Origin of the sequence: Stanieria cyanosphaera PCC 7437, assembly GCF_000317575.1 — a bacterium.
Taxonomy (GTDB): Bacteria; Cyanobacteriota; Cyanobacteriia; order Cyanobacteriales; family Xenococcaceae; genus Stanieria; species Stanieria cyanosphaera.
In genome coordinates, this window is record NC_019748.1 from 3,284,978 (window position 1) to 3,308,089 (window position 23,112).

Consider the following 23,112-nt stretch of genomic DNA (forward strand, 5'->3'; position numbering starts at 1 on the left):
ATGATAACTAGTTTTTTAGGGGGATTATTATCCTTTTTCCATTCACAATTAATCCCTAAAATTGAACAGAAGCCTAATCATATTGCCAATTTACAACTGCAATTAATTAACAACCGTTTTTCTCAAGAGCGGTCTGTAGAGGAAATTGCTAGACAGATAACAGTTAGAATTTTCACAGATTCGGGTTTAGGTTCAGGGGCAATTATTGCCCGTCAGGGTCAAACTTACACAATCTTAACTAATCATCATGTGGTAGCTAGTAGTCCCAATCAAACATATACTGTTTTAACTGATGATGGACAAAGACATCAAGCCCAATGGCTACAATCGAGCCAGTTTGGTACTTTAGATGTAGCTTTGCTGCAATTTACCAGTAGTAATTCTTATCGAGTTGTCAAAATAGGAGACTCAACACAACTTTCCGTTGGCAATGTTATCTATGCATCAGGATTTCCAGCTTGGCATTTTAGAAGAGAAGGCAATAAAATCACTGCTTTGGAAGATACTCGTCATTGGGGATTAAGAGCCTTTCGTGTAACTAAAGGAATAGTAGGAATGCTAAGTAAGCAAGCACTATTTGGAGGATATCAAATCGGCTATAGCAATGATGTAGTCGAAGGCATGAGTGGTGGCCCTGTTTTGAATGAACAAGCTGAACTCATTGGAATTAATGGAATGTTGAAATATCCTCTGCAAGATACTCAAGCAATCGTTTTTGTTGATGGAACAACTCCTTCAGAACAACTTTTTGAGCAAATGGAAACTTTAAGCTGGGCTATTCCTATCAATGATATTCACCATCAAATTGAAACTTTGATTGGAGAAAGTGCAGTTATAGAAAATGAATTACTTCGAGAATAATGACTATCAAAAAATTTAAGATGAGTTTGGCTAAGTTTAACTTTTCAACTAAATGGTTAGGAAGTACATTAATAGTTACTTTGTTAGCGGTTAGTTTCCCAACCATGGTGACTGCCAAAAATGAAAGCGAGATTGCTCAAATTGCCAAAACTTTGACAGTACAAATCAATAATAATGGGAATTCTCCAGGAGGTTCTGGAGTAATTATTGCTAAAAACGGTAATACCTATACGGTGATCACAGCAAATCACGTAGTATGCGATGCGATTCCTCGTCCCGGGCCTGTGGTTTGTCGCAAAGATATTGCCTATAGTGTTCGTACCTATACTGGTCAAGAATATCCACTGAGTTTAGTAGAACATTTACAGAAAAATCCCAACGATTCTGATTTAGCCATTGTCACTTTTGAAAGCTCTGAAGAATATCCTGTCGCCCAGTTAGGAGATTCAGAACAAGCTGCGATCGCTTCTGATATTTATGTGGCTGGTTTTCCAGCAGCTTTTGGTAAAACGGGAGCGCAAAGAGATTTTACCTTGACTACAGGCGCAGTGGCTTCTCTTGCTACTAATGCTATTAACGGCTATAGTCTGATCTATGATGCTAGAACTAAAACAGGTATGAGTGGTGGACCAGTTTTTGATTCTGAAGCTCATTTGGTGGGAATTCATGGCTTAGGTGATACTAATACTCCTCAAACAGGAAATTTATCAGATGCTCAAAAATCTGGTTTTAATGCTGGTATTCCAATTAATACCTTTAAACAAGTGTGTCCTAAATTTGAAAATTGCCTCAATCTGGGAGAAAATACTGAAATAACCAGAAATTCAGTAGAACAATCAACTACGAAACCAACGGTTACTAATCTAGATAATCCTCAATCTGCTCGTGATCACTACAAAAAGGGTCTTTCTTTACAAGCGCGAGGTGATTACCCACAAGCAATCAATCATTATACTCAGGCATTGCAACTTACTCCCGATCAAAGTACCGCTTTATCAACTTTATTAAATAGAGGCTATGCCTATTTAAATCTGCAAAATTGGCAAGCAGCTATTGATGATTACAATCAAGCCTTGCAGATTGATAGTAACGAGGCGACAGCCTATAACGAAAGAGGAGAGGCACGTCAGCAAATAGGAGATTTAGCAGGAGCAATCAGCGATTACACTCAAGCAATTAATCTTGATCCTAATTTACCCTATGCTTACAACAACCGAGCTTTTATTTTAAATCGTCAAGGAGATTTAGCAGGAGCAAAAGCAGATTTAGAAAAGGCTGCTGAGTTACTTTTGGCGGAGGGACAAATCGATCAATATAAAATTGTGATGAATAACATCGAAACAGTTGAGCGTAATCAAAGACTTCAGCCCGACACAACTAATTCTGATCCTAATTTGTCACTAATTCAACAGTGGAATTTGAAGTCTGTACCTTGTAGTAATCAGGCAGTTTCTATTTTTATTGATGGAAAAGAATATTGTACCGAACCGACAGATTGGCTGAGTTTGGGTCAATATAAATACATTCGTAACGATGATAGATTAGAACCGATTACTAAACCACCAGCTACTTCTAATTCTCAAACTTTGGCAATTTCGCCTCAATTTACTTTTACTAGTGTTTGGGACTATGGGAATTGTCTAGAAGATATTATTCAACTTTATCTTGGGGTTGAGCAATTTAAACAACGAGGCAGAATCGGCAATTGTTTGGCAGATGTGTTTCAAACCTACAAAGATAAGGGACTATCTCAAGCTCAAGCGTTAGAGTTGATTCGTGCTGCTAACCAATATGCAACTTCTAAATTAAATCCTTCTCTTTATCCTCCCCAAGGACAACGAAGACGAATTAATAAAATGTTTGGTTTTACTTATCAAATCGATAAAACACCTTGAGAAACTGGTTTATAAAGCCCAATCAGAATTATCTTCAGATTGAGGTTGAGGTTCTGGTTGAGGTTGGGATGAGTTAAAGTCGTCTACAGGCATATTGCCATAATGTTGGTTAGGTGTTTGAGTTTCCGAAGGCTTAGAAGTTGATTTTGGCTCAGAATCAGTAACTTCTGGTGATTCTTCTTCAACAGGATTGGGAGTTTCTGAGGGTTGAGAATTAGTAACTTCTGGTGATTCTTCTTCAACAGGATTGGCAGTTTCTGAAGGTTGAGAATTAGTAGCCTCTGGTGATTTTTCTTCAACAGGATTGGCAGTTTCTGAGGGTTGAGAATTAGTAACTTCTGGTGATTCTTCTGCTACAGGATTAGAAGTTGCTGGTGCTGGCGTTGTCGGAATTATAGGAGGATTGGGAGTAACTGGTGGAGAGGCTACAGCGATCGCTTTTTCTGCTTCACTAATAATTGCCTCAGCTTGTTCTCGCCAATAACTAGATGTAGAGGTTTGAACTTGGGTTGCTGTTTGTTTGGCTTCTTGCCAGTTTTTCTGTTGGAGTGCTTCCTGAGCGTTAGCAATAATACTTTTATTAGTATCGTATTCAGTTTTCCAGCGATCGCTTTCGGTTTGAGTTTGAGATTTAATCGAACTATTTTCTGGTATCTGTTGAATTAATTCGAGTGCTTCTGCCAATTTTCCTTCGGTTGTATACATCGCTGTAGCCTCTTGGAAAAGCTGTTGTGACCATTGGTTAGTTAATTGTTCAATTTCGTCAGCAAAGGAAGTATTTTGGGGTAATTGGGCTATTATGGCTAAAGCTTCTCCATAATTGAGAGATTGTGCTTTTTGTTTTGCCATTCCTAAACCACACTGAACCTGGAACTGGGATTTTTGTGCTTGTGGTAAGGTAAGAGTCTGGGTAATTTGTTGATAACATTGGGTATATTGATTTTGAGCTATTAAAGTATTAAGTTGTTGAACCTGCTCATTGAGATTTTGTTGTTCGACTTGAGTATTGTTTTGATTAAACCAATATATTCCTCCCGCAGCACCACCTAGAGCGATCGCACTAGCCAAAGCGATTAAGCTTTTCTGTTTTGATTTATTAAAATGAGTTTTACTTCGATTGGAATTTTCTACAGGTGTGTCTTGTAGAGAATTGGGTATTGAGGAATTGCGCTCAAAAGAAGAATGTTGGGTTAATGCAGCTTGAGAAATAGGTACATTATTTGTTTGAGGGAACGAAGATAGTTTTTGCTCAGGAACAGCAGAGTTCAATGCAGAACTACGATTAGGTTTAGTTTGGTTAGAATCAAGCAGAGTGGTAGGATGTTCCGAAGCAGAAAAAGACTGACTCAACTGAGAATTATTAACTAACCCTGTTGGTGTATATCTAGCTGAGACAGTAGGTGGAACAGTAGTTGCAGAATAAGTATTGATAGCATTTAAAGCTTCTTGAGCCGAATGATAGCGATCGCCAAAATGATAGCGTACCATTTTAGTGAGAATTGCTGCTAGTTGAGGACTAACTTGAGCTTGAGGTTGCCAGAGTAACTCACCGTATTCATCTTCTGGAAGTTCTAAAGGATGAATCCCTGTCAAAGCTTGAATACCAATCATCCCCAAAGCATAGAGATCGCTACTAGGACGAGGTTTACCAATTGCTTGTTCAGTTGGCATATAACCCCTTGTTCCTACTGCTACAGTGGCAGGAATAAGCTGCGATTGAGTTAATGCAAATTCTTTAACTGTGCCAAAATCAACTAAAACCAATTTGCGATCGCTATTACGACGAATCAGATTATCAGGTTTGACATCGCGGTGAATTACACCATTGCTATGAATAAAATCAAGAATATTTAAACAGTCTTTGAGTAGTTCGACTACGTTATTTTCTGACCAAATCGAACCGGGTTTTAATTCTTGACTAAGAGTATGACCTTCAATATACTCTTGTACTAAATAAAATTGTTGCTCTTCTTCAAAATAGGCTACTAGACGAGGAATTTGGGGATGATTTAACTTGTTAAGAGTTTCTCCTTCTTTTTGAAATAAACGTCTGGCAACATTTAAAGAATTTGGATCGTTAATTTGAGGATAAAGTTGTTTGACCACACAGCGATTATGATTAGGGAGATCGATATCTTTCGCCAGATAAGTCTGTCCAAAGCCACCTTTGGCGATATATCGAATAATTTGATATCGCGAAGCTAGAATTTTACCCTGCATAATCTTCTAAACAGTCAAAGTTAGTATCTAACTTAATTTAAGTACAATACCGATAAAAATTAGCAAAGCCTCACCAATCAATGACAAAATAAATTACTTTAAAGTATTACATTATACAGAATTATTTTTATAATTAAAATATAGGGTTAAAGGAGATTAGTATTATGTCTATTCAAACTAAAGCTCGCGCTCTTCTCAACCGTCATCATCAAATGATTCGTAACCGCGAACAATCGATGTTATTAAGAACTGCAACAGAAATCGGTTTTGATGTAGATACAAGTCACTACTATAGTCACATCCAAGGCAAAACTCCAGCCCAATTTAACCAAGCTTATCATCGTAGTCGAAGCACAATGAGTTAAGTTTTTGGATGTAATTAAAGAAAAAAATTATCTCTAGCTTAACAAGCTTCCCGAAGATGTTTAAGGTTAAAAGAAAATCTCAAGTAACTTCAAAAACTATACTTTTCAACCAACAGACAAATATAGTTGACTCCAAAAACCAAGTTGCACTCAAAACTTTATCCTCTAAAGAATTAAAATTAGCTTTAGCGCAATTAAAGGGATGGCAACTTCAAGAAGGTAAATTACATCGTCGCTTTTGTTTTAGCTCTTTTGAAAAAGCATTAGGATTTATGTCAGGACTAGCTTTAAGTGCAAAAAAGATAGAACATCATCTTGAAGAATCTGAGTTATACAATTGTGTCACTGTCGATCTGATCACTCCTGAAATAGGTGGGATCACAGATTTAGATGTACAACTAGCACAACAAGCTAATAGATTAGCCTCTATACTAAAAGCATTCTATTGAGATTTAGAATTGTTGCTCAATTGCCCGATTCAACAAATCCAAACCTTCGGCTAAACTTTCAATTCTAGTTACACAGTCTCTTAACTCTGCTGCACCAGGAAAACCTTTACAGTACCAAGCTAAATGTTTACGAGATTGCCTAATCCCTCGTTCTCCTTTATATTCCCATAAACCCTGTAAATGTTCCTTAGCGCACTCTAATCTTTCTTTCACCGTCGGAGTAGGTAAACTTGTTCCTGTTTTAAAAAAGTAATCGATTTCTCCTACCAAAAAGGGATAACCCAAAGTACCTCGCGAACACATCACACCATCTGCATTGGTTTGTTCTAAACAAAGTATTGCTGCTTCAACAGAAAAAATATCTCCATTGGCAATAACGGGAATAGATAAGACTTGTTTAACCTTGCCTATCCATTCCCATTTCGCTGCACCATTGTAACCTTGAGCGCGAGTCCGAGCGTGCAAAGTTAACATTTTTGCTCCTGCATCCTCCATTTGGCGAGCAAAATCTAAAATATTAATTTCATGTTCGTCCCACCCAATTCGAGTTTTGACAGTTACAGGTACATCTACTGCTGTGACTACTTCCCTAACAATTGCTTCAGCTACTGCTGGTTGACGCAATAAAGAAGAACCACCCCCCTTTTTGGTGATTTTGTTAACAGGACAACCCATATTGATATCGATGGTGTTTGCACCTTCAGCTACTGCTTTTTGGGCTGCTTCTGCCATAAAATCAGGACGACAATCAAATAACTGAATACTAATAGGTTGTTCGTCTGGGTCAATTTCCATCAGTTTAGGCAATGACCGCAAGTGGTGTAATTCACTAGCACTAACCATTTCCGTATAAAGCATTGATTTGTTTGCGTATCGCCTTACCAATCGTCGAAAGACCAAATCTGTTACTCCTGATAAGGGAGACTGTAAAACTCGGCTTTCTATGGTAAACGTACCAATTTTTAGGGGGGTAGATAATTTTGCTTGAAGTTGGGAAGATAAAGCAGTCATTGAGATTTAATTAGCAGTAGCAACAGAACGCCAAACACCAACGAGAATACCTTGGACTTCTACTGTATTTGGTTCTACTTTGATTGGTTCGTATTTAACGTTAGATGGTTTGAGAGTAACTTGGTTTTTTTCTCGATAAAAACGTTTTAAGGTTGTACCATAACCTGCTACTCGGGCAGCAACAATCTCACCATTTTTAACTTCTTCATTAGCGGGAACTTCTCGCATAATCGCTAAATCACCTTCGGTAATCAAATCTTCGATCATGCTGTCTCCTGTTACTCGTAAAACATAGTAATCAGAACGCTCAAATAAATTAGATAAATCTAACTTGGCTTGATCTTCAGTAAATGGTTCGACTAAACCTCCTGCTGCGATCGCACCTAAGATAGGTAAGCCTTTTTCAGGTGGATTTAAAATCCGAATTGTCCGCGCTTGACCATCAACCCAATCAATATAACCTTTGTTTCGTAGTCTTTCTAAACGACTTTGAATCGGAGCAGGCGATCGCAAATTCATGGCTTTCATCATCTGTCGGATCGAAGGCGCGTGTTGAGTTGTACGAATATAATCAACCAACCAATCATATAGTTCTTGTTGGGCTGGAGTTAAGTTTTCCATAGCCGTTTCTAGGGGTAATGTTGTACTCAGAACATAGGTACTAACTATTAGATCCTATTTTGCACCCTAAAGTCAAGCAAATTTTTGCTTCTAATCGCAAAATTAATTTTTAGTGTTAATGAATTAATCAGGCGATCGCTTTCTAAATAAGTTAAAGTCTGGATTGAAAACTACCTGTAAATTTTGAATCATTAAATAATCCTGGTTAGCTTTACGAAATTAAAAATTCTTTGGCAAAATCAGCGTTCAGAATAAAGAATTGTCGATGCGTTAATTTAGTATCACTTAAATTATGTCAGAAACAACCATAGAATCAATTCTCCAAGAAAAACGTTTATTTGCTCCCTGTTCAGAATTCTCCCAAAATGCTAATATTAAAAGTTTTGCAGAATATCAGCAACTATATGAGCAATCAATTAGTGATCCTGAAGGTTTTTGGGCTAATTTAGCTGAAACAGAATTAGATTGGTTTCAAAAATGGGATCGAGTCTTAGATTGGCAACCACCCTTTGCTAAGTGGTTTGTCAACGGCAAAATTAACATTTCTTATAACTGTCTAGACCGACATCTGACTACCTGGCGCAAAAACAAAGCAGCGATTATCTGGGAAGGTGAACCAGGCGATTCCCGTACTTTAACTTATGCTCAATTGCATCGGGAAGTTTGTCAAATGGCAAATGTCTTCAAGCAACTGGGAGTCAAAAAAGGCGATCGCGTGGGGATTTATATGCCGATGATTCCTGAAGCTGCGATCGCAATGTTGGCTTGTGCCAGAATTGGCGCACCCCATAGTGTTGTGTTTGGGGGATTTAGTGCCGAAGCTTTAAAAGCGCGTTTACAAGATGCAGAGGCAAAATTAGTTGTCACCGCTGATGGTGGTTTTCGTAAGGATAAAGTTGTACCTCTCAAAGATGCTCTAGATGAAGCTTTAAGTAATAACGGTGTTCCGAGTGTCGAGAATGTTTTGGTAGTTCAACGCACCAAACAAACCATTAATATGCAAGAAGGCAGAGATCATTGGTGGCACGAACTCCACGCCCAAGCGTCGATCAATTGTCCTCCCGAACCAATGGACAGCGAAGATCTGCTGTTTATTCTCTACACTAGCGGTACAACTGGCAAACCTAAAGGAGTAGTGCATACAACTGGTGGTTATAACCTTTACACCCATATCACTACTAAATGGGCATTCGATCTTAAAGATACTGATGTTTATTGGTGTACGGCGGATGTTGGTTGGATCACAGGACATAGTTATATTGTCTATGGCCCTCTTTCCAATGGTGCAACCAGTTTAATGTATGAGGGTGCGCCTCGTGCTTCTAACCCTGGTTGTTTTTGGGATGTGATCGAAAAATACGGCGTAACTATCTTCTATACTGCCCCGACTGCTATTCGTGCTTTTATTAAAATGGGAGACGAACATCCTAATGCCCGCGATCTATCCTCTCTGCGGATCTTAGGAACTGTAGGCGAACCAATTAACCCCGAAGCTTGGATGTGGTATCACAAAGTCATTGGTGGAGAACGTTGTCCTATCGTAGATACTTGGTGGCAGACAGAAACAGGGGGTTTTATGATCACTCCTCTACCTGGCGCAACTTCTACCAAACCAGGTTCAGCAACTCGTCCTTTTCCTGGAATTATTGCAGATGTGGTTGATTTAGAAGGTAATTCTGTAGGTAATAATCAAGGAGGTTATTTAGTGATTAAACATCCTTGGCCTAGTATGATGAGAACGGTATATAAAGATGATGACCGTTTCCGTCGTACCTATTGGGAGCATATCTTACCAAAGAATGGTAAATATCTTTATTTTGCAGGAGATGGAGCAAGAAAAGACGAAGACGGCTATTTCTGGATTATGGGTAGGGTCGATGACGTGATGAATATTTCAGGACACCGCATCGGTACAATGGAAGTAGAATCAGCCCTCGTTTCTCATCCTGCGGTAGCAGAAGCTGCGGTGGTAGGTAGACCAGATGAACTTAAAGGAGAAGATGTCTATGCTTTCGTTACCCTCGAAGGCAGCTATCAACCCAGTGAAGCACTAAAAGAAGAACTGAAAAAACACGTAGTCAAAGAAATAGGCGCGATCGCTCGTCCAGGAGAAATTCGTTTTGCTGATGCCTTGCCTAAGACCCGTTCTGGTAAGATTATCCGTCGTTTCTTACGGAATTTGGCCGCAGGGCAAGAATTAGTTGGCGATATCTCAACGATGGAAGACTTGAGTGTCTTGGATAAGTTGCGTGAAGGTGCTTAATTAGTTAATCGGGGTGGGCTTTTGCTCATCCTAAAACTTAAATTTTAGTTAGCTAATATACTTGATCGTGACTGCCAATATCTACAAATACAGCATTCCCTTCTTCTGTGAAGTAAAACAAAACTCTTGCATCATAGTCAATAGTAAAACTCCATAATTCTTGAAGTTTTCCCGATAATTTATGAGTTTTTAAGCTTTGGTCAAAGGGGTTAACGGTAAATCGTGCTAATTTTTGCCAAAATCTTGCTTCTAGCTCGGAATTACTCTTGATTCTTTTTTTAAACGATCTTTTAAATGAAGAACTAAAACTAACTTTGATCATTCCTCTTCAAGCAGTTGTTTCAGTTCGTCAATATTAGATGAAAATTGTAGCTGATCATTTTGCTGTTCTTTTTTTGCCGATTGGAAATTTTGATATATTTCTTCACGACGTTCTTCACGAAGATATTGATTTAATAACAGTTGAATCTCTTGTTTTTCTTCTAACGATAGTTCTTTGAGAGCTTCGACTACATCACTAAAACTCATATTGTAAAATCAATTTTTGTTTTGATTATTTACTTACATTTTATAATAGCTGAACGCTATAGGTTTTAGGGCGATCGCGCACATAATGTAGTTTTTTATTAACTGATATATAATTTTCAGGTTGTCATAGGAAAATCAAATTGTGCAAAGTGTTTCTACGTTAAGTAGTTCAATTAAAATCAGCTGTAACCCCTACTATACAACTAAGCTGGGGTCAGCTTATTTAGGAGATAGTTTAAAATTTATGGCAGAATTGCCAGATGAAAGCGTCGATCTAATTTGCACTTCTCCACCTTTCGCATTGGTAAGAAAGAAAGAATATGGCAACGTAGATGCTCGTAAATACCTAGAATGGTTCAAAGAATTTGCTTGTGAATTTTATCGTATTCTCAAACCACAAGGATCTTTAGCGATAGATATTGGAGGAACTTGGATTAAAGGTTTTCCCGTGCGATCGCTTTATCATTTTGAGTTAGTAATAGAGCTTTGTAAACCAAAATCAGAAGGCGGTTTAGGTTTTTTCCTAGCACAAGAAATTTTTTGGTACAATCCAGCTAAACTGCCAACACCTGCTGAATGGGTGACAGTGCGAAGAGAGAGGGTAAAAGATGCTGTAAATACAGTTTGGTGGTTATCAAAAGATCCCCACCCCAAAGCAAATAATAAAAGAGTTTTACGCCCCTATAGTGAGGCAATGAAAAACCTATTGAAAAATGGGTATGATGCAAAACTACGCCCATCTGGACATGATATTTCCACTAAATTCCAGAATGATCGCGGTGGTGCTATTCCTCCAAATATTATTGCCGATCTTGCTTTGGGAAAGCAGAAATCTATTGGCAAAGCAGTATTAGGCGAATTTAATTGGATTTTAGAGAATGATTTAGCACTGCCTGTAAATGTTATATCAGCTTCTAATACTGCATCTAATGATTACTATCAGCGACGGTGTAAAGAAGAAGGAATTAAAGCTCATCCCGCTCGATTTCCGCAAGCATTACCTGAATTTGTCATTGGACTTTGTACTGAACCAGGTGATTTAGTTCTCGATCCGTTTGCTGGTTCAAATATGACAGGAAGAGTAGCTGAAACGCTTGATCGCCGTTGGTTAGCTTTTGAATTAAATGAAAATTATATTAAAGCATCACAATTTCGATTTGAAGAAAATGCTTCTTTAGTTGTTACTCCATTAAAGGATAGGAAAGCTCTAAAAGAAAAAGCATTAGAATTAGCACCTGATTATATTAAAATTCCATCCGAACCAAAAGATCAGGCAATGTTAAAACAATTAGAGTTATTTTCAATTACGAGCAATAATATGCCAGAGCAAAAACTTAAATTTACCTATGGTCATCAGTTTGAACCCAAAACGATGAATTTATCTGAACTGGTGCAATTATGTATACAACATCAACCTGATCGCCGTATCCTACAGGAGGAAATTGCCAAGCGTTATTATTCAACCCATTCAACCCAAAATAATTTACAGAAAGGGGAAAATCGTAGCAAACTTGCTATGAATACATTTCTTTCCCTTCGTGCTTACAAATTGGTTGAGTCGATTAATGATGATGATTGGCAGTACAAAGTAACAGATATTGCTAATGAAATTTTAGAAAATCAAAGCGATACTGATGAAGATGAAGTAGCTAAAATTTTTGCCCGCCACATTCTGACTAACTTAACTGGAATGTCTTTACTGAAAGCAGTCGACGCAATCAACAGTAGAGGTGATAAACCTAAATTGGAGTTAATTGGTTACGAACTTCAAGAAATGGGGTATTCTCTCTCTCCGAACGCTATTTATGTTAGCACTATGCGACAATGGCTAGAAAAGGCAGGGATATTTGAGAAAGCTTACGAGATTAACTGGGATCAAGTCTATGACATCCTAGAACTTGATAAAGACTATATTGATGAGATTTATACTCTTACCTCCGAGCAAAAGTATTTTCTATTAGCAATGCTCCAGATGAGCATTATAGAATTAACAAAATGGAATAACATTGCTAACTATACGGTAAGTGTTTATAAAGTAAGATTTCCCTCAAAATCATTTGTTAAAGATATTATTCAACCTTTAGTTGAAGCAGGCTTAATTGAAACTGAGAAAACTACAGCCGGAAGGGGTGCTAAACCCAACCTTGTTAAACTAACTGAGAAAGCGCAACGAGAATTGCTATCTAAGCTGTTAGAATCTATCGCAGATATGACAGAAATTTCCCAAACTGAGTTAAATCGAAGTTTTGAAGATGTTGTTAACGACCTAGATAATCCAGATAAGCATATTAAAGGTAAAGCCTTAGAATTGTTAGCAATTTGGATGATTCGTTTGACAAGTCTTCGATTTACAAAATGGCGGAAACGGGACTATGAAACTGGACAAGGGGAAGTAGATGTTTTAGCTGCATCGGATCGGTTTGTCTATCACCGTTGGCAAATTCAGTGCAAAAACACTAAAAGAGTGGATGTTGAGGTATTAGCTAAAGAAGTAGGCATGACTTTTGTAACTGGTGCTGATGTGGTAATGGTTGTAACTACTGGTGAGTTTACTAGAGATGCTTTCCAGTATGCTTATCGAATGATGGAAGTATCTCGTTATTATATGGTTCTGATTCAAAAAGAGGATATTGAAGCTATTAAAGAGGATCGAACTAATATTATTAGAATTCTTGATCGCCGTGCAAGACGTGTCTTTGCCAAGAAGGAATTAGGATTAACCGATCCTGCAGTTGATGAGATCGAAATTGAAGAGGATTCACTTACAGAGTTTGATGGAGCATTTGAAAATGAATAAAGTTTTTATGCCTAGTGCTAAAATAGCCTAACAATTAGGACTAGAAGATAGAAGTTTGTTGATAATGTTAAGGTTTGCAACGGCTCAGTTAAGTTTTCACAAAATTTAAAATTTCGGTTATCCCAACATCGCCTTTACTGTCCTATCCTCCCAGAAAGCGTTACGGTAAAAAGATATACGATTTATCTGCAATATCTCATTTATGACTAACGCAACCATTACAAATAATCCCTTATTAATTGGTAAAGGTTTACCTCCCTTCGATAAAATTGAACCATCCCATGTAGTTCCTGCGATGACTGAACTACTAAATGAATTGGATGCAGACTTAGCACACTTGGAAGCGAATGTAACTCCTACTTGGGAAGGTTTGGTTGAACCCCTGACAGCAATGGAAGAGAAGTTAGGCTGGAGTTGGGGTATTGTGGGACATTTGATGGGTGTGAAAAATAGTCCCGAATTTAGGGAAGCTTATGAAAAAATGCAACCCGAAGTTATAAAATTCTACAATCAACTTTCTCAAAGTAAACCTCTTTACGAAGCTTTTAAGGAATTACGTCATAGTGCAGACTGGGATAAGTTTGAACCAGCACAACAGCGTATTATTGAATCTTCTCTCAGAGATTTTGAACTGTCTGGGGTTGGTTTGGAAGGAGAAACCAAAGAGAGATTTAACCAAATTCAGTTAGAATTAGCGGAATTATCAACTAAGTTTTCTAATAACGTTCTCGATGCGACAAAAGCTTTTAAACTAAAACTCACTGATAAACAAGATGTAGAGGGTTTACCCGAAAGTGCTTTAAGTTTAATGGCACAAACTGCTAAAGCGGAAGGGGAAGAAAACGCTACCGCAGAAAATGACCCTTGGGTAGTCACTTTGGATTATCCTAGCTATATTCCTTTTATGAAGTATGCAACTAATCGGGAATTGCGAGAAAAACTTTACAAGGCTTTTATCTCTCGTGCATCGAGTGGAGAATTTGATAATAAAGCCAACATTGATCGCATTTTAGAATTGAGAAAGGAAAAGGCGAATATTCTTGGTTTTGATACTTTTGCTGAACTTAGTTTAGCTCGTAAAATGGCTCCTAGTGTAGAAGCAGTAGAGAAGTTACAGGAAGAGTTAAGGGTTGCTTCTTACGATGCAGCAGTTAAAGAGTTTGAAGAATTGAAAGCTTTTGCAGGTACGGATGATTTAAAACATTGGGATACTACCTATTGGGCAGAGAAGCAAAAAGAAGCCAAATTTGAATTTAACGAAGAGGAATTACGCCCTTATTTTCCTCTTACTCAAGTTTTAGATGGTTTGTTTGGTTTAGCTAAACGTATCTTTGGTGTAACTGTTACTGCTGCCGATGGAGAAGCACCAGTTTGGCATGAAGATGTTCGATATTTCCAAGTAGCAGATGATAAGGGTGAAGTGATTGCCCATTTTTACCTCGATCCCTATTCTCGCCCTGCGGAAAAACGTGGTGGTGCGTGGATGGATGATTGTATCGGTAGGGCAAAAATGACAGTGGAAGGAAAAACTTCTACTCGCCTACCTGTCGCTTATCTAGTTTGCAACCAAACTCCACCTGTAAACGGTAAACCTAGTTTAATGACTTTTATGGAAGTAACTACTCTCTTCCATGAATTCGGACACGGTTTACACCATATGTTGACAAAAGTAGATTACCCAGGGGCAGCAGGTATAAATAACGTCGAATGGGATGCGGTTGAATTACCCAGTCAGTTTATGGAAAACTGGTGTTACGATCGCCCTACTTTGTTTGGGATGGCAAAACACTATGAAACTGGTGAAACTTTACCCGAAGAGTACTATCAAAAACTTGTAGCTGCTAAAAATTACATGAGTGGTTCGGCAATGCTACGTCAATTAAGCCTCGGTTTAGTAGATCTGGAATTGCATCATCGTTATCAACCAGGAGGAAATGAAACTCCCAATGATGTACGCGATCGCATTGCTCAAACTACTAGCGTACTACAACCTCTACCAGAAGATAATTTCCTTTGTTCCTTCGGGCATATCTTTGCAGGTGGATATTCAGCCGGTTATTACAGTTATAAATGGGCAGAAGTTTTAAGTGCTGATGCTTTTGCAGCCTTTGAAGAAGCCGGTTTAGATAACGAAGAAGCGGTTTTTCAAGTTGGTAAACGTTATCGAGAGACAATCTTAGCTTTAGGTGGTAGTTTGCATCCAATGGAAGTATTTAAACAATTCCGAGGCAGAGAACCCCAAACCGAACCATTATTAAGACATAGTGGTTTACTGGCTACTGTTTAAATCTTAGCGCAGCCCAACCCAATTGAATTGCAGCACCGATGCTGGTTGGGTTGACGCTTCTGTTGGCTAACTCTGTGTAACAATCCTAGAAAAAAGATTGTAAAAACTGATATCAACTAGAGCGTTCGTCGATAATGGCTATGCATTCAGAGAGTTTCTGGAGTTTTGAAGAAAACGCGATCACTCTTGTTGTTAACTCATTCACACATTCATTACTGCTTGTCAGACATGCTAATGTTTGGGAGATCGCTATTAGACACCATAAGAGTAATTTCAGCAGATAAAAACTCATCAGGAGCTTTGACGACGGAAAGGGAAGCGATCGCATTTGAAACATCTACTGGAGGAACTGGTCCAGGAGAAGCTGGTGGGGTGATGGAAGCGGATTTCAGTCGGTCTAAAATTTACTTGACCTGGGTCGTAGCCTTGTGGAATGGGGTCTTTAAACTTCTGAACGGTCAGAGGATTGACATCGAACGCTTCTACGCGAGGTAAGCCAACTGCCAAACGTTCGGCATCATAGCGAGCAAGCATCTGTTCATGCATATAAGCGAATAATTCGCCATGTCGGTCGCCCAGTGTATATCCTTTATCTGGTTTCGGCCCAGAAACTGGGGGGAAAGGAGTTGTGGGATAAACCAAATGCCAATGCTCGTGATGTTCATTGATTAAAGGGTCTTCACGCCAAAATTCCAGCCGATCCTCAGGAGGTGTTGCACCTCCGACAGTCCGATCTGGAGTAGTCTCAGATTCCGTAGGTGTAATATTCTCCCTTTTCTGTTCCAAGGTTCTGGATGGCCGAACCAAATTAGGCTGCCGGTTCTCCAGCGGTTTGAGCTTGATTTTACTGCGTGCTTCAGGATGATGGGTTAGAAAAAGCTTCACAGCATATTGCACCAATCCTGCAATTGACTCAGTTTGCAACGCTTCTTTTATTGCATCAACAGCAGCAGGTACCCCGCGCTCATTAGCGATTGCTATAAACTGCTGGGCAAGTTCTGATGCTTGTGAGATATGTTCGTCTACAAAAGCACTGAACATCGGTTTCCCAAATGATTGCGCTTCTCGTGCTTCAGCTATTCGTATTGGACTCTGCTGATTTTGTCCCGATAGAATCTTATTGAGCTTTTGTTGTAGATTTAGGTCTGCCATTGTTATGATTCCCTTTATATAAGACTACTTGAGCAACTAAACTTGGTATTCGGCTACTAAGTATTTACAATCAAAACAAATGAATATTTATATTTATCAACCTGTAATTATTTAATAGGCAGAAACTTTCTGGATATTTTCCTTTATTGGTATTGATCCAGAATTTTTCTAGATATCACATGAGCGATCTAGGCTGCACTACCTTAATTTCTACCGTACCTACAGCGAACTGATCCTTAAGAAATGAGCTCGCCCTATCCAACCCCAAAAAATTCATCTTCAAACTACTCTCCACTATCTGAGCAGCAGGGCTAATATTAATCAGATCGACTGTATGTATACGAGGAAGTCCACTATTCTACCGAAATGAGAACTTCTTTATTTACCGATATTTATTAAATTGGAGCATTATTTCTTATAATTTCTTAATATTAAAGTAAATAAGAAACAAAAATAAAATCCTATGACTAGCATTAAATTCGTCAAGGAAGACAAAGAGATAATTGCTGCCAATGGAGCTAATCTGAGAGAAAAAGCTCTACAAAATGGTATTGATATTTATACTCTCAGAGGTAAATTAGTCAATTGCGGTGGCTATGGTCAATGTGGAACTTGTATTGTGGAAATAGTTGAAGGAATGGAAAATTTATCGCCTAAAACTCTCTTTGAAGAGCGAAAACTTAAAAGAAAACCAGATAGCTATCGTTTAGCTTGTCAGACTTTAGTTAACGGAGCAATCAGCGTTAAAACAAAACCGTAACTATCCATACAATCAATGCAGTGATTAGCTAAGTGATGATATCCTAAGAAATGATTAATCACAATCTTACTCAGGGGCTGCTATATTATGCAAGTTAATGATCTTGGTTTTATAGCTAGCATTTTATTCGTGCTAGTTCCTACCGTTTTTCTGCTCATTCTTTACATTCAAACTGGAAGAAGAGAAAGCAACGGTTAATAAAACTAACTTTAACCAACAAAAGTTTAGTTACCAAAGCAATTCTTAATTGATTAAAAGGCTGTTCGTTCAACAAACCAGTAGAATTTTACTCACAATATTCTAACTGCTAGTCTTTTTTTTCAACTGAGGGTTGCTTTTTCGCTGATAAACTTCATAATTATTTGAAAGTCTGCTTGAATTACTGCTAAATTATTAGGATTCAAGACAGGAACATGAACAAAAATACAAGGTAAAGTAAACTTAATTGTTCGACAATATTCCAAAACTTGATAATACAAACCTTCGCAAACAAATCTACCAGCGTCATGACTGATAGAAGTATTTGACAGTTGGGATATCAAATCAGATAAATCTACAGGAGTGGTTAATTTTGATTCTTGGTAATTAGCATTAGATTCAATGGTTAATTGCTGCCGAGATTCTGCCATCCCACAACAAATAATTCCATGAGGTTGAATAGCTTCAATTTTACTAATTACTACCTCAGCAGCTTGTTGAATATTAACAGGAAGTCTTCTAACAAAACTTAGCTGTGCATAATCAATTTGGTTTGGTTGAATAATTTTTAAAAGTTCGTCTGAAGAGTTAGATTTTTGATGAGGAAGCCAAGTTTGAAATGAAGTGAGTAAAAGTTGAGGTTGCATAACATAAATAGATGTCAATTGCTCATAAACTATTTTTACCAAATTTTTTTATCTTGAAAAACATCTCGTTTCTGAAACCCTACTTCTTCGTAATAATTTAATCCTCTTTTATTAGGCAAGAATTTATAAATTGAAATTTTATTTAAATTTATGATCGCAACGCAAATTAGTTTTCGGCTAGCCATAAATGGATTTTTTTATTAATTTTAGGATTATAAAAAAAAGTTATAGAAAGCTTTTTTTCTCAAACACTTTAAATTAGAGCGCAGAGCGATCGCTTAATGGAGATTGACGATCCCTTTGAGTTTTACCCCGTAATGCCTTAAAGTGAGAAATTGCCAGGTTAATCACGGTTGAATCGGTTGGATCGAAAATAAATTATGTCTGCGCTTACTACTGCCCCTGTAAATATTAATTTTCCTCTGACAGCAATTATCGGACAAGAAGCGATTAAATTAGCCTTGCTGTTAGCAGCAATCGATCCAGAATTAGGTGGTGTTGCGATCGCAGGAAGGCGAGGAACGGCTAAATCAGTTATGGCGAGAGGCATTCATAGTTTATTGCCACCGATTGAAATAATTAAGGGTTCTTTATACAATTGCGATCCCAGTAAACCCCGAGAGTGGGATGACGATACCATAGAACTTTATGGCAATAGTAATTTAGCAGAGATTTCTACAGAAGTTATTCCTGCCCCTTTTGTACAAATTCCTTTGGGTGTAACTGAAGATCGTTTATTGGGTTCGGTAGATGTAGAAGAGTCAGTTAAACAAGGCGAAGCAGTCTTTCAACCAGGATTATTAGCCCAGGCACATCGAGGAGTGTTGTATATTGATGAGATTAATCTCCTTGACGATCAAATTGCCAACCAACTATTAACCGTTTTAACTGAAGGGCGTAATCAGATCGAACGAGAAGGGATTTCCTTTCAACATCCCTGTAAACCAATTCTGATTGCCACTTATAACCCTGAAGAAGGTAATCTTAGAGAACATTTATTAGACCGAATTGCGATCGCTCTTTCTGCCGATGGAGTTTTATCTTTAGATCAACGAGTGCAAGCAGTCGATCAAGTTATTGATTATGCTAGTTCTCCTCAAAATTTCATTAATCAATATAGTGAAGATATTGATACTCTCAAAACCGATATTATCTTAGCTAGGGAATGGCTGAAAGAAGTCAAAATTAGTCACGATCAAATTCTTTATTTGGTACAAGAAGCAATTAGAGGAGGAGTCGAAGGGCATCGGGCAGAATTATTTGCCGTCAGGGTAGCTAAAGCTGCTGCTGCATTGGAAGGAAGAAATAATGTTATTGCTGATGATTTGAAAAAAGCGGTGGAATTAGTAATTGTTCCCCGCGCTACCACAGTGGAAATGCCTCCCGAAGATGCACCACCACCCCCACCACCACCGCCTCAAGAACAACCCCAAGACGAATCTAATCAAGATCAAGAGGAACAAGAAGAAAAAGAAGAGGAAGAAGACAAAGAACAAGAACCACCAGGCATTCCTGAAGAGTTTGTCTTTGATATCGAAGGTGTAATTTTAGACCCCAGCGTACTTTACTTTGCCCAAATGACTAAACGGCAAGGAAAATCGGGTAATCGCAGTCTGATTTTTTCAGAGGATAGGGGTAGATATATTAAACCCATGTTTCCCAAAGGGAAGGTAAGAAGAATTGCGGTTGATGCTACTCTTCGTAGTGCTGCACCCTATCAAAAAGCGAGAAGGGAACGTTATCCAAATCGCAAGGTAATTGTTGAACAAGGTGATATTAGGGCAAAACGATTAGCTAGGAAAGCTGGTTCTTTAATTGTTTTTGTTGTAGATGCTTCTGGTTCGATGGCATTGAATCGAATGCAGTCAGCTAAAGGTGCGGTGATGCGCTTGTTAACTGAAGCTTATGAAAATCGCGACCAAGTTTCCCTGATTCCCTTCCGTGGTGAACGGGCAGATGTGCTGTTACCTCCCACTCGTTCGATTACTATGGCGCGTGGACGTTTAGAAAGTCTTCCTTGTGGTGGAGGTTCTCCCCTAGCACACGGTTTAACCCAAGCGGTTCATGTTGGCATGAATGCGCAAATGTCGGGAGATATTGGGCAGGTAGTTATTGTTGCCATTACCGATGGTAGAGGAAATATACCTTTAGCCCGTTCTTTAGGAGAACCTTTAGTAGAAGGAGAAAAACCAGATATTAAAGGGGAATTACTAGAAATTGCTGGAAAAATACGCGCTTTAGGCATGAAATTGCTGGTAATTGATACCGAAAGTAAATTTGTGACTACTGGTTTTGCTAAAGAACTCGCCAAACAAGCTGGTGGAACATACTATCATTTACCCAAAGCAACTGATAGAGCGATCGCAGATATGGCAAGAGGTGCAATTTCCAACCTTTAATCAAATTCCACTAAAAAAATTTAGATTTACTCTTTTTCTTAGAACTGACATCCTCCCGACTCTGATTGCTACGCAATACAGAGTGGGGTTCCCAACTCAACCACCAAACTTATCCAACAAGCTTTCACTTATTTGACAGAGGTTCAAATGTCCTTGGGCGTTCATTCGGGAGTGTCCCCCCCTACTCAAATATTCCAGTCCTTTTGCCAAAAGATTACGGCTAGCGTTTTCGTCTCTATCAAGAATACAACCGCACTCACAAGCGTGGGTTCTTTCAGACAAAGACTTTTTAACAATTCGATGGCAAGAACTACACTCTTGGCTGGTGTACTGAGGTGGAACAGCGATGACAATTTTGCCAAACACCTGCCCGTAGTACTCCAGCCATTCAAAAAACTGTCTCCAAGCAGCGTCACTTATACTTTTGGCAAGACGACAATTTTTAACCATATTCCGCACCATCAATTTCTCAAACACCACCAAATCGTTAGATTTGACCACGCATCTTGCCAACTTCACGGCAAAATCTTTACGCTGGCGCGAGACTTTCAAGTGCTTTCTTCCCAGTTTGTTAATCGCTATCTTTCGTTTGTTAGAGCCTTTAACCTTGCGACTTACTCGTTTTTGCAGACGTTTAAGAGCTTTTTCCGATTTTCTCAGATGACGAGGGTTTTCAACTTTATTACCTCGATTATCGGTATAGAAGTGCATCAACCCAACATCAAGAGCAATTACTTCCTCAGTTGGTTCAACCTCTTCAAGTCGGTCAATGGCAATACAAAATTGAGCATAATACCCATCTGCCCTATGGACAATCCGGACTCTTTTAATTTGTTCGGGTTGATAGTAGTTCAGGTCGAACGCTCCAATCATTCGGAAACTACCAGCTTTGAACCCATCGGTGAAACTGATAGATTGTCTATCTTCCGAGAGTTTGTAGCCAGTAGTTTTGTATTCAACAGAGCGCGATTTTTTGAATCTGGGATAACCTTTTTTCTTGATAGCTGGATTTTTGCAGTTGTCATAAAAACGCTTAATCGATTGCCAAGCACGCTCGGCAGATGCTTGACGAGCCTGAGAATTAAGCTTTTTAGCCCATTCATATTCTTTGCCCAGCACAGCGCACAAAGCAGACAAGTCGTATTGTCCAACACCGCGATTATCCATCCAGTGCCGAATACAACTATTTCTGACAAAACCAGCCGTGCGAATCATTTCGTCAATGACTGCAAACTGTTTTGTAGAACCTCTGAGCTTGGCTTCAAGTACGAACAAGATCAATATCCCAAATATCTTATGGAGTTATTTTACCATAAGGTGTGCTGTCGCACGTTTGTTTATTGGTCAAAATTCATGAAGTCATCGCAGCTTTCGTCGTTGTACGGCGAAAGAACGATGACCTCGTCGCTGAATCAAAGATTACAGCGCGAGCCTTCTTTCGACATTAAAGGTAAATTTATACCAAATCAAATAATGTTTTTGTAAGGGTGATTGGTCAATCGCCTTCAGAGTATGTGTCGCATTCTTTTTTCAAATTTCTAGCTTTAGTTAGATGTAAAATCAAAAATCTTGTGTTTAAAATACACAAATAAATATAACAACTCTGCTATAAATTAGTAGATAAGCCTTAATGATCAAAGTTGTAATTTTCGATCTTGATGGTACTTTAGTTGATTCAGTCGATCTTCACGCTCAAGCTTGGGTTAAAGCTTTTCAAAACTATGGGTATGAATTCCCTTTTGAAAAGTTACGTCAGCAAATTGGCAAAGGTGGTTCTTATATTATTAAGGATTTATTACCACAAGCTGAGTATGAAAAATTATGTTCCGCTATTTCCGATTATCGTAAAGAATATTATCAAAATAATCTTTTAGAACAAGTCCGCCCATTTCCTAAAGTTAAAGAATTATTTGAAAAAATTAAAGCAGATGGAATCAGAATTGTCTTAGCTTCTTCTGCAAGAACAAAAACGGTTGCTCACTATAAAAAATTATTAGAAATTGAAGATTTAATTGATGGTGCTACTTCTACTGATGATGTAGAAAAATCAAAACCAGAACCAGATATTTTTTTAGCTGCCTTAGAAAAAGTTGATGCTGTAAAAGCTAATGAAGTAATTGTAATTGGAGATAGTCCTTATGATGTTCAAGCAGCAAATAAAATTTCTTTACCAACTATTGGTTTTCTCTGTGGTGGTTTTGCAAAAGAAAAGTTAATCGAAGCTGGCTGTATAGCTATTTATCAAGATGCTGCTGATTTACTAGCCAATTATGAGCAATCTCCACTTAAAAGTTATTAAGAATTAGTACTTTAATTTCTTGTTATCAAAAGAATTATTATTTGCTTATAAATTGTATTTAAAATACCAAAATGATTTTTATAGAAGAAAGAAGAGGATTGTTACAAAGGTTGATTAAGTTTTTCGGCGATATTTTATTAAAATTTTTTCGCTGGTTACAACCTCGTCGGTATTAAATTAACTAATTTAAGAATTAACAATTATAGCGATCGCTTGAGAGACACTTGAGACAAGAACGTGCAGTATAAATCAACTTATGCTGCTTGGTTTTTACATAAATACTGACTGAAATACAATACAACAATTTTTCCGCTCAGTTCTAATCGTAAATTCGCTTAAATATTTTTAGATTAATGTTGA

General features: G+C 38.1%; 19 protein-coding genes. 11 read left to right on the top strand and 8 right to left on the bottom strand.

Features of this window, described 5'->3' with window-relative positions:
- Positions 1-861: a S1 family peptidase gene (locus STA7437_RS14120; protein WP_015194065.1), complete on the top strand. Its 861-nt coding sequence runs from the start codon at positions 1-3 to the stop codon at positions 859-861.
- A complete protein-coding gene (locus STA7437_RS24950; protein WP_015194066.1) occupies positions 861-2,756 on the top strand; it encodes a tetratricopeptide repeat-containing S1 family peptidase in 1,896 nt (631 codons plus the stop codon). The genes STA7437_RS14120 and STA7437_RS24950 overlap by 1 nt, the downstream gene beginning before the upstream one ends.
- 9 nt (positions 2,757-2,765) lie before the next feature.
- Here STA7437_RS24950 and STA7437_RS24955 read toward each other — a convergent pair whose 3' ends face one another.
- On the bottom strand, positions 2,766-4,976 hold the full coding sequence (locus tag STA7437_RS24955; RefSeq protein ID WP_015194067.1) for a protein kinase domain-containing protein: 2,211 nt from the start codon (positions 4,974-4,976) through the stop codon (positions 2,766-2,768).
- Between the two features lie 164 nt (positions 4,977-5,140).
- On the opposite strand from STA7437_RS24955, the gene STA7437_RS14135 reads away from it, so the two are divergent.
- Together STA7437_RS14135 and STA7437_RS14140 are read left to right on the top strand one after the other, a co-directional pair.
- Entirely contained in the window at positions 5,141-5,341 is a 201-nt protein-coding gene (locus tag STA7437_RS14135; protein ID WP_015194068.1) for a hypothetical protein, read from the top strand.
- Positions 5,342-5,397: 56 nt separating this feature from the next.
- Positions 5,398-5,790, top strand: coding sequence for a 4a-hydroxytetrahydrobiopterin dehydratase (locus STA7437_RS14140; RefSeq protein ID WP_015194069.1), 393 nt, complete (start codon positions 5,398-5,400; stop codon positions 5,788-5,790).
- A gap of 3 nt (positions 5,791-5,793) precedes the next feature.
- On the opposite strand, the gene dusB is transcribed toward STA7437_RS14140, so the two are convergent.
- Both dusB and lexA read right to left on the bottom strand, forming a co-directional pair.
- On the bottom strand, positions 5,794-6,801 hold the full coding sequence (gene dusB / locus STA7437_RS14145; protein WP_015194070.1) for a tRNA dihydrouridine synthase DusB: 1,008 nt from the start codon (positions 6,799-6,801) through the stop codon (positions 5,794-5,796).
- A 6-nt stretch (positions 6,802-6,807) separates the two neighbouring features.
- The gene (gene lexA, locus STA7437_RS14150; RefSeq protein ID WP_015194071.1) at positions 6,808-7,422 is read right to left on the bottom strand and encodes a transcriptional repressor LexA; all 615 of its coding nucleotides are present in this window, start codon (positions 7,420-7,422) and stop codon (positions 6,808-6,810) included.
- A gap of 292 nt (positions 7,423-7,714) precedes the next feature.
- On the opposite strand from lexA, the gene acs reads away from it, so the two are divergent.
- Positions 7,715-9,685: an acetate--CoA ligase gene (gene acs, locus STA7437_RS14155; protein WP_015194072.1), complete on the top strand. Its 1,971-nt coding sequence runs from the start codon at positions 7,715-7,717 to the stop codon at positions 9,683-9,685.
- 52 nt (positions 9,686-9,737) lie between these two features.
- Here the strand turns inward: acs and STA7437_RS14160 are convergent, their stop codons facing one another.
- Both STA7437_RS14160 and STA7437_RS14165 read right to left on the bottom strand, forming a co-directional pair.
- Complete coding sequence (locus STA7437_RS14160) at positions 9,738-10,004, bottom strand: type II toxin-antitoxin system RelE/ParE family toxin (protein ID WP_041620040.1); 267 nt, start codon at positions 10,002-10,004, stop codon at positions 9,738-9,740.
- Positions 10,004-10,213: a hypothetical protein gene (locus STA7437_RS14165; RefSeq protein WP_015194074.1), complete on the bottom strand. Its 210-nt coding sequence runs from the start codon at positions 10,211-10,213 to the stop codon at positions 10,004-10,006. The genes STA7437_RS14160 and STA7437_RS14165 overlap by 1 nt, the downstream gene beginning before the upstream one ends.
- A 142-nt stretch (positions 10,214-10,355) precedes the next feature.
- Between STA7437_RS14165 and STA7437_RS14170 the strand changes: the two genes are divergently transcribed.
- Together STA7437_RS14170 and STA7437_RS14175 are read left to right on the top strand one after the other, a co-directional pair.
- Entirely contained in the window at positions 10,356-13,010 is a 2,655-nt protein-coding gene (locus STA7437_RS14170; RefSeq protein ID WP_015194075.1) for a DNA methyltransferase, read from the top strand.
- Between the two features lie 202 nt (positions 13,011-13,212).
- Positions 13,213-15,297 (top strand): M3 family metallopeptidase, encoded by a 2,085-nt coding sequence (locus STA7437_RS14175; protein WP_015194076.1) that lies wholly within the window; start codon positions 13,213-13,215, stop codon positions 15,295-15,297.
- Between the two features lie 291 nt (positions 15,298-15,588).
- On the opposite strand, the gene STA7437_RS14180 is transcribed toward STA7437_RS14175, so the two are convergent.
- Positions 15,589-16,449 carry a hypothetical protein gene (locus STA7437_RS14180; RefSeq protein WP_041619446.1) on the bottom strand — a complete coding sequence of 287 codons (861 nt, stop codon included), beginning with the start codon at positions 16,447-16,449 and terminating at the stop codon, positions 15,589-15,591.
- 463 nt (positions 16,450-16,912) lie between these two features.
- On the opposite strand from STA7437_RS14180, the gene STA7437_RS14185 reads away from it, so the two are divergent.
- The gene (locus STA7437_RS14185; RefSeq protein ID WP_015194077.1) at positions 16,913-17,209 is read left to right on the top strand and encodes a 2Fe-2S iron-sulfur cluster-binding protein; all 297 of its coding nucleotides are present in this window, start codon (positions 16,913-16,915) and stop codon (positions 17,207-17,209) included.
- 87 nt (positions 17,210-17,296) lie between these two features.
- Positions 17,297-17,407, top strand: a complete 111-nt coding sequence (gene psbM / locus STA7437_RS25530; protein WP_015194078.1) for a photosystem II reaction center protein PsbM — start codon at positions 17,297-17,299, stop codon at positions 17,405-17,407.
- A gap of 122 nt (positions 17,408-17,529) precedes the next feature.
- Here the strand turns inward: psbM and STA7437_RS14190 are convergent, their stop codons facing one another.
- Complete coding sequence (locus tag STA7437_RS14190; protein WP_015194079.1) at positions 17,530-18,054, bottom strand: pyroglutamyl-peptidase I family protein; 525 nt, start codon at positions 18,052-18,054, stop codon at positions 17,530-17,532.
- 380 nt (positions 18,055-18,434) lie between these two features.
- Between STA7437_RS14190 and bchD the strand changes: the two genes are divergently transcribed.
- Positions 18,435-20,453, top strand: a complete 2,019-nt coding sequence (gene bchD / locus STA7437_RS14195; RefSeq protein ID WP_015194081.1) for a magnesium chelatase ATPase subunit D — start codon at positions 18,435-18,437, stop codon at positions 20,451-20,453.
- Between the two features lie 96 nt (positions 20,454-20,549).
- On the opposite strand, the gene STA7437_RS14200 is transcribed toward bchD, so the two are convergent.
- Positions 20,550-21,728 (bottom strand): RNA-guided endonuclease InsQ/TnpB family protein, encoded by a 1,179-nt coding sequence (locus STA7437_RS14200; RefSeq protein WP_015194082.1) that lies wholly within the window; start codon positions 21,726-21,728, stop codon positions 20,550-20,552.
- A gap of 355 nt (positions 21,729-22,083) precedes the next feature.
- Here STA7437_RS14200 and STA7437_RS14205 point away from each other — a divergent pair, with 355 nt between their 5' ends.
- Positions 22,084-22,752: an HAD family hydrolase gene (locus STA7437_RS14205; protein WP_015194083.1), complete on the top strand. Its 669-nt coding sequence runs from the start codon at positions 22,084-22,086 to the stop codon at positions 22,750-22,752.
- Positions 22,753-23,112 lie beyond the last annotated feature (360 nt).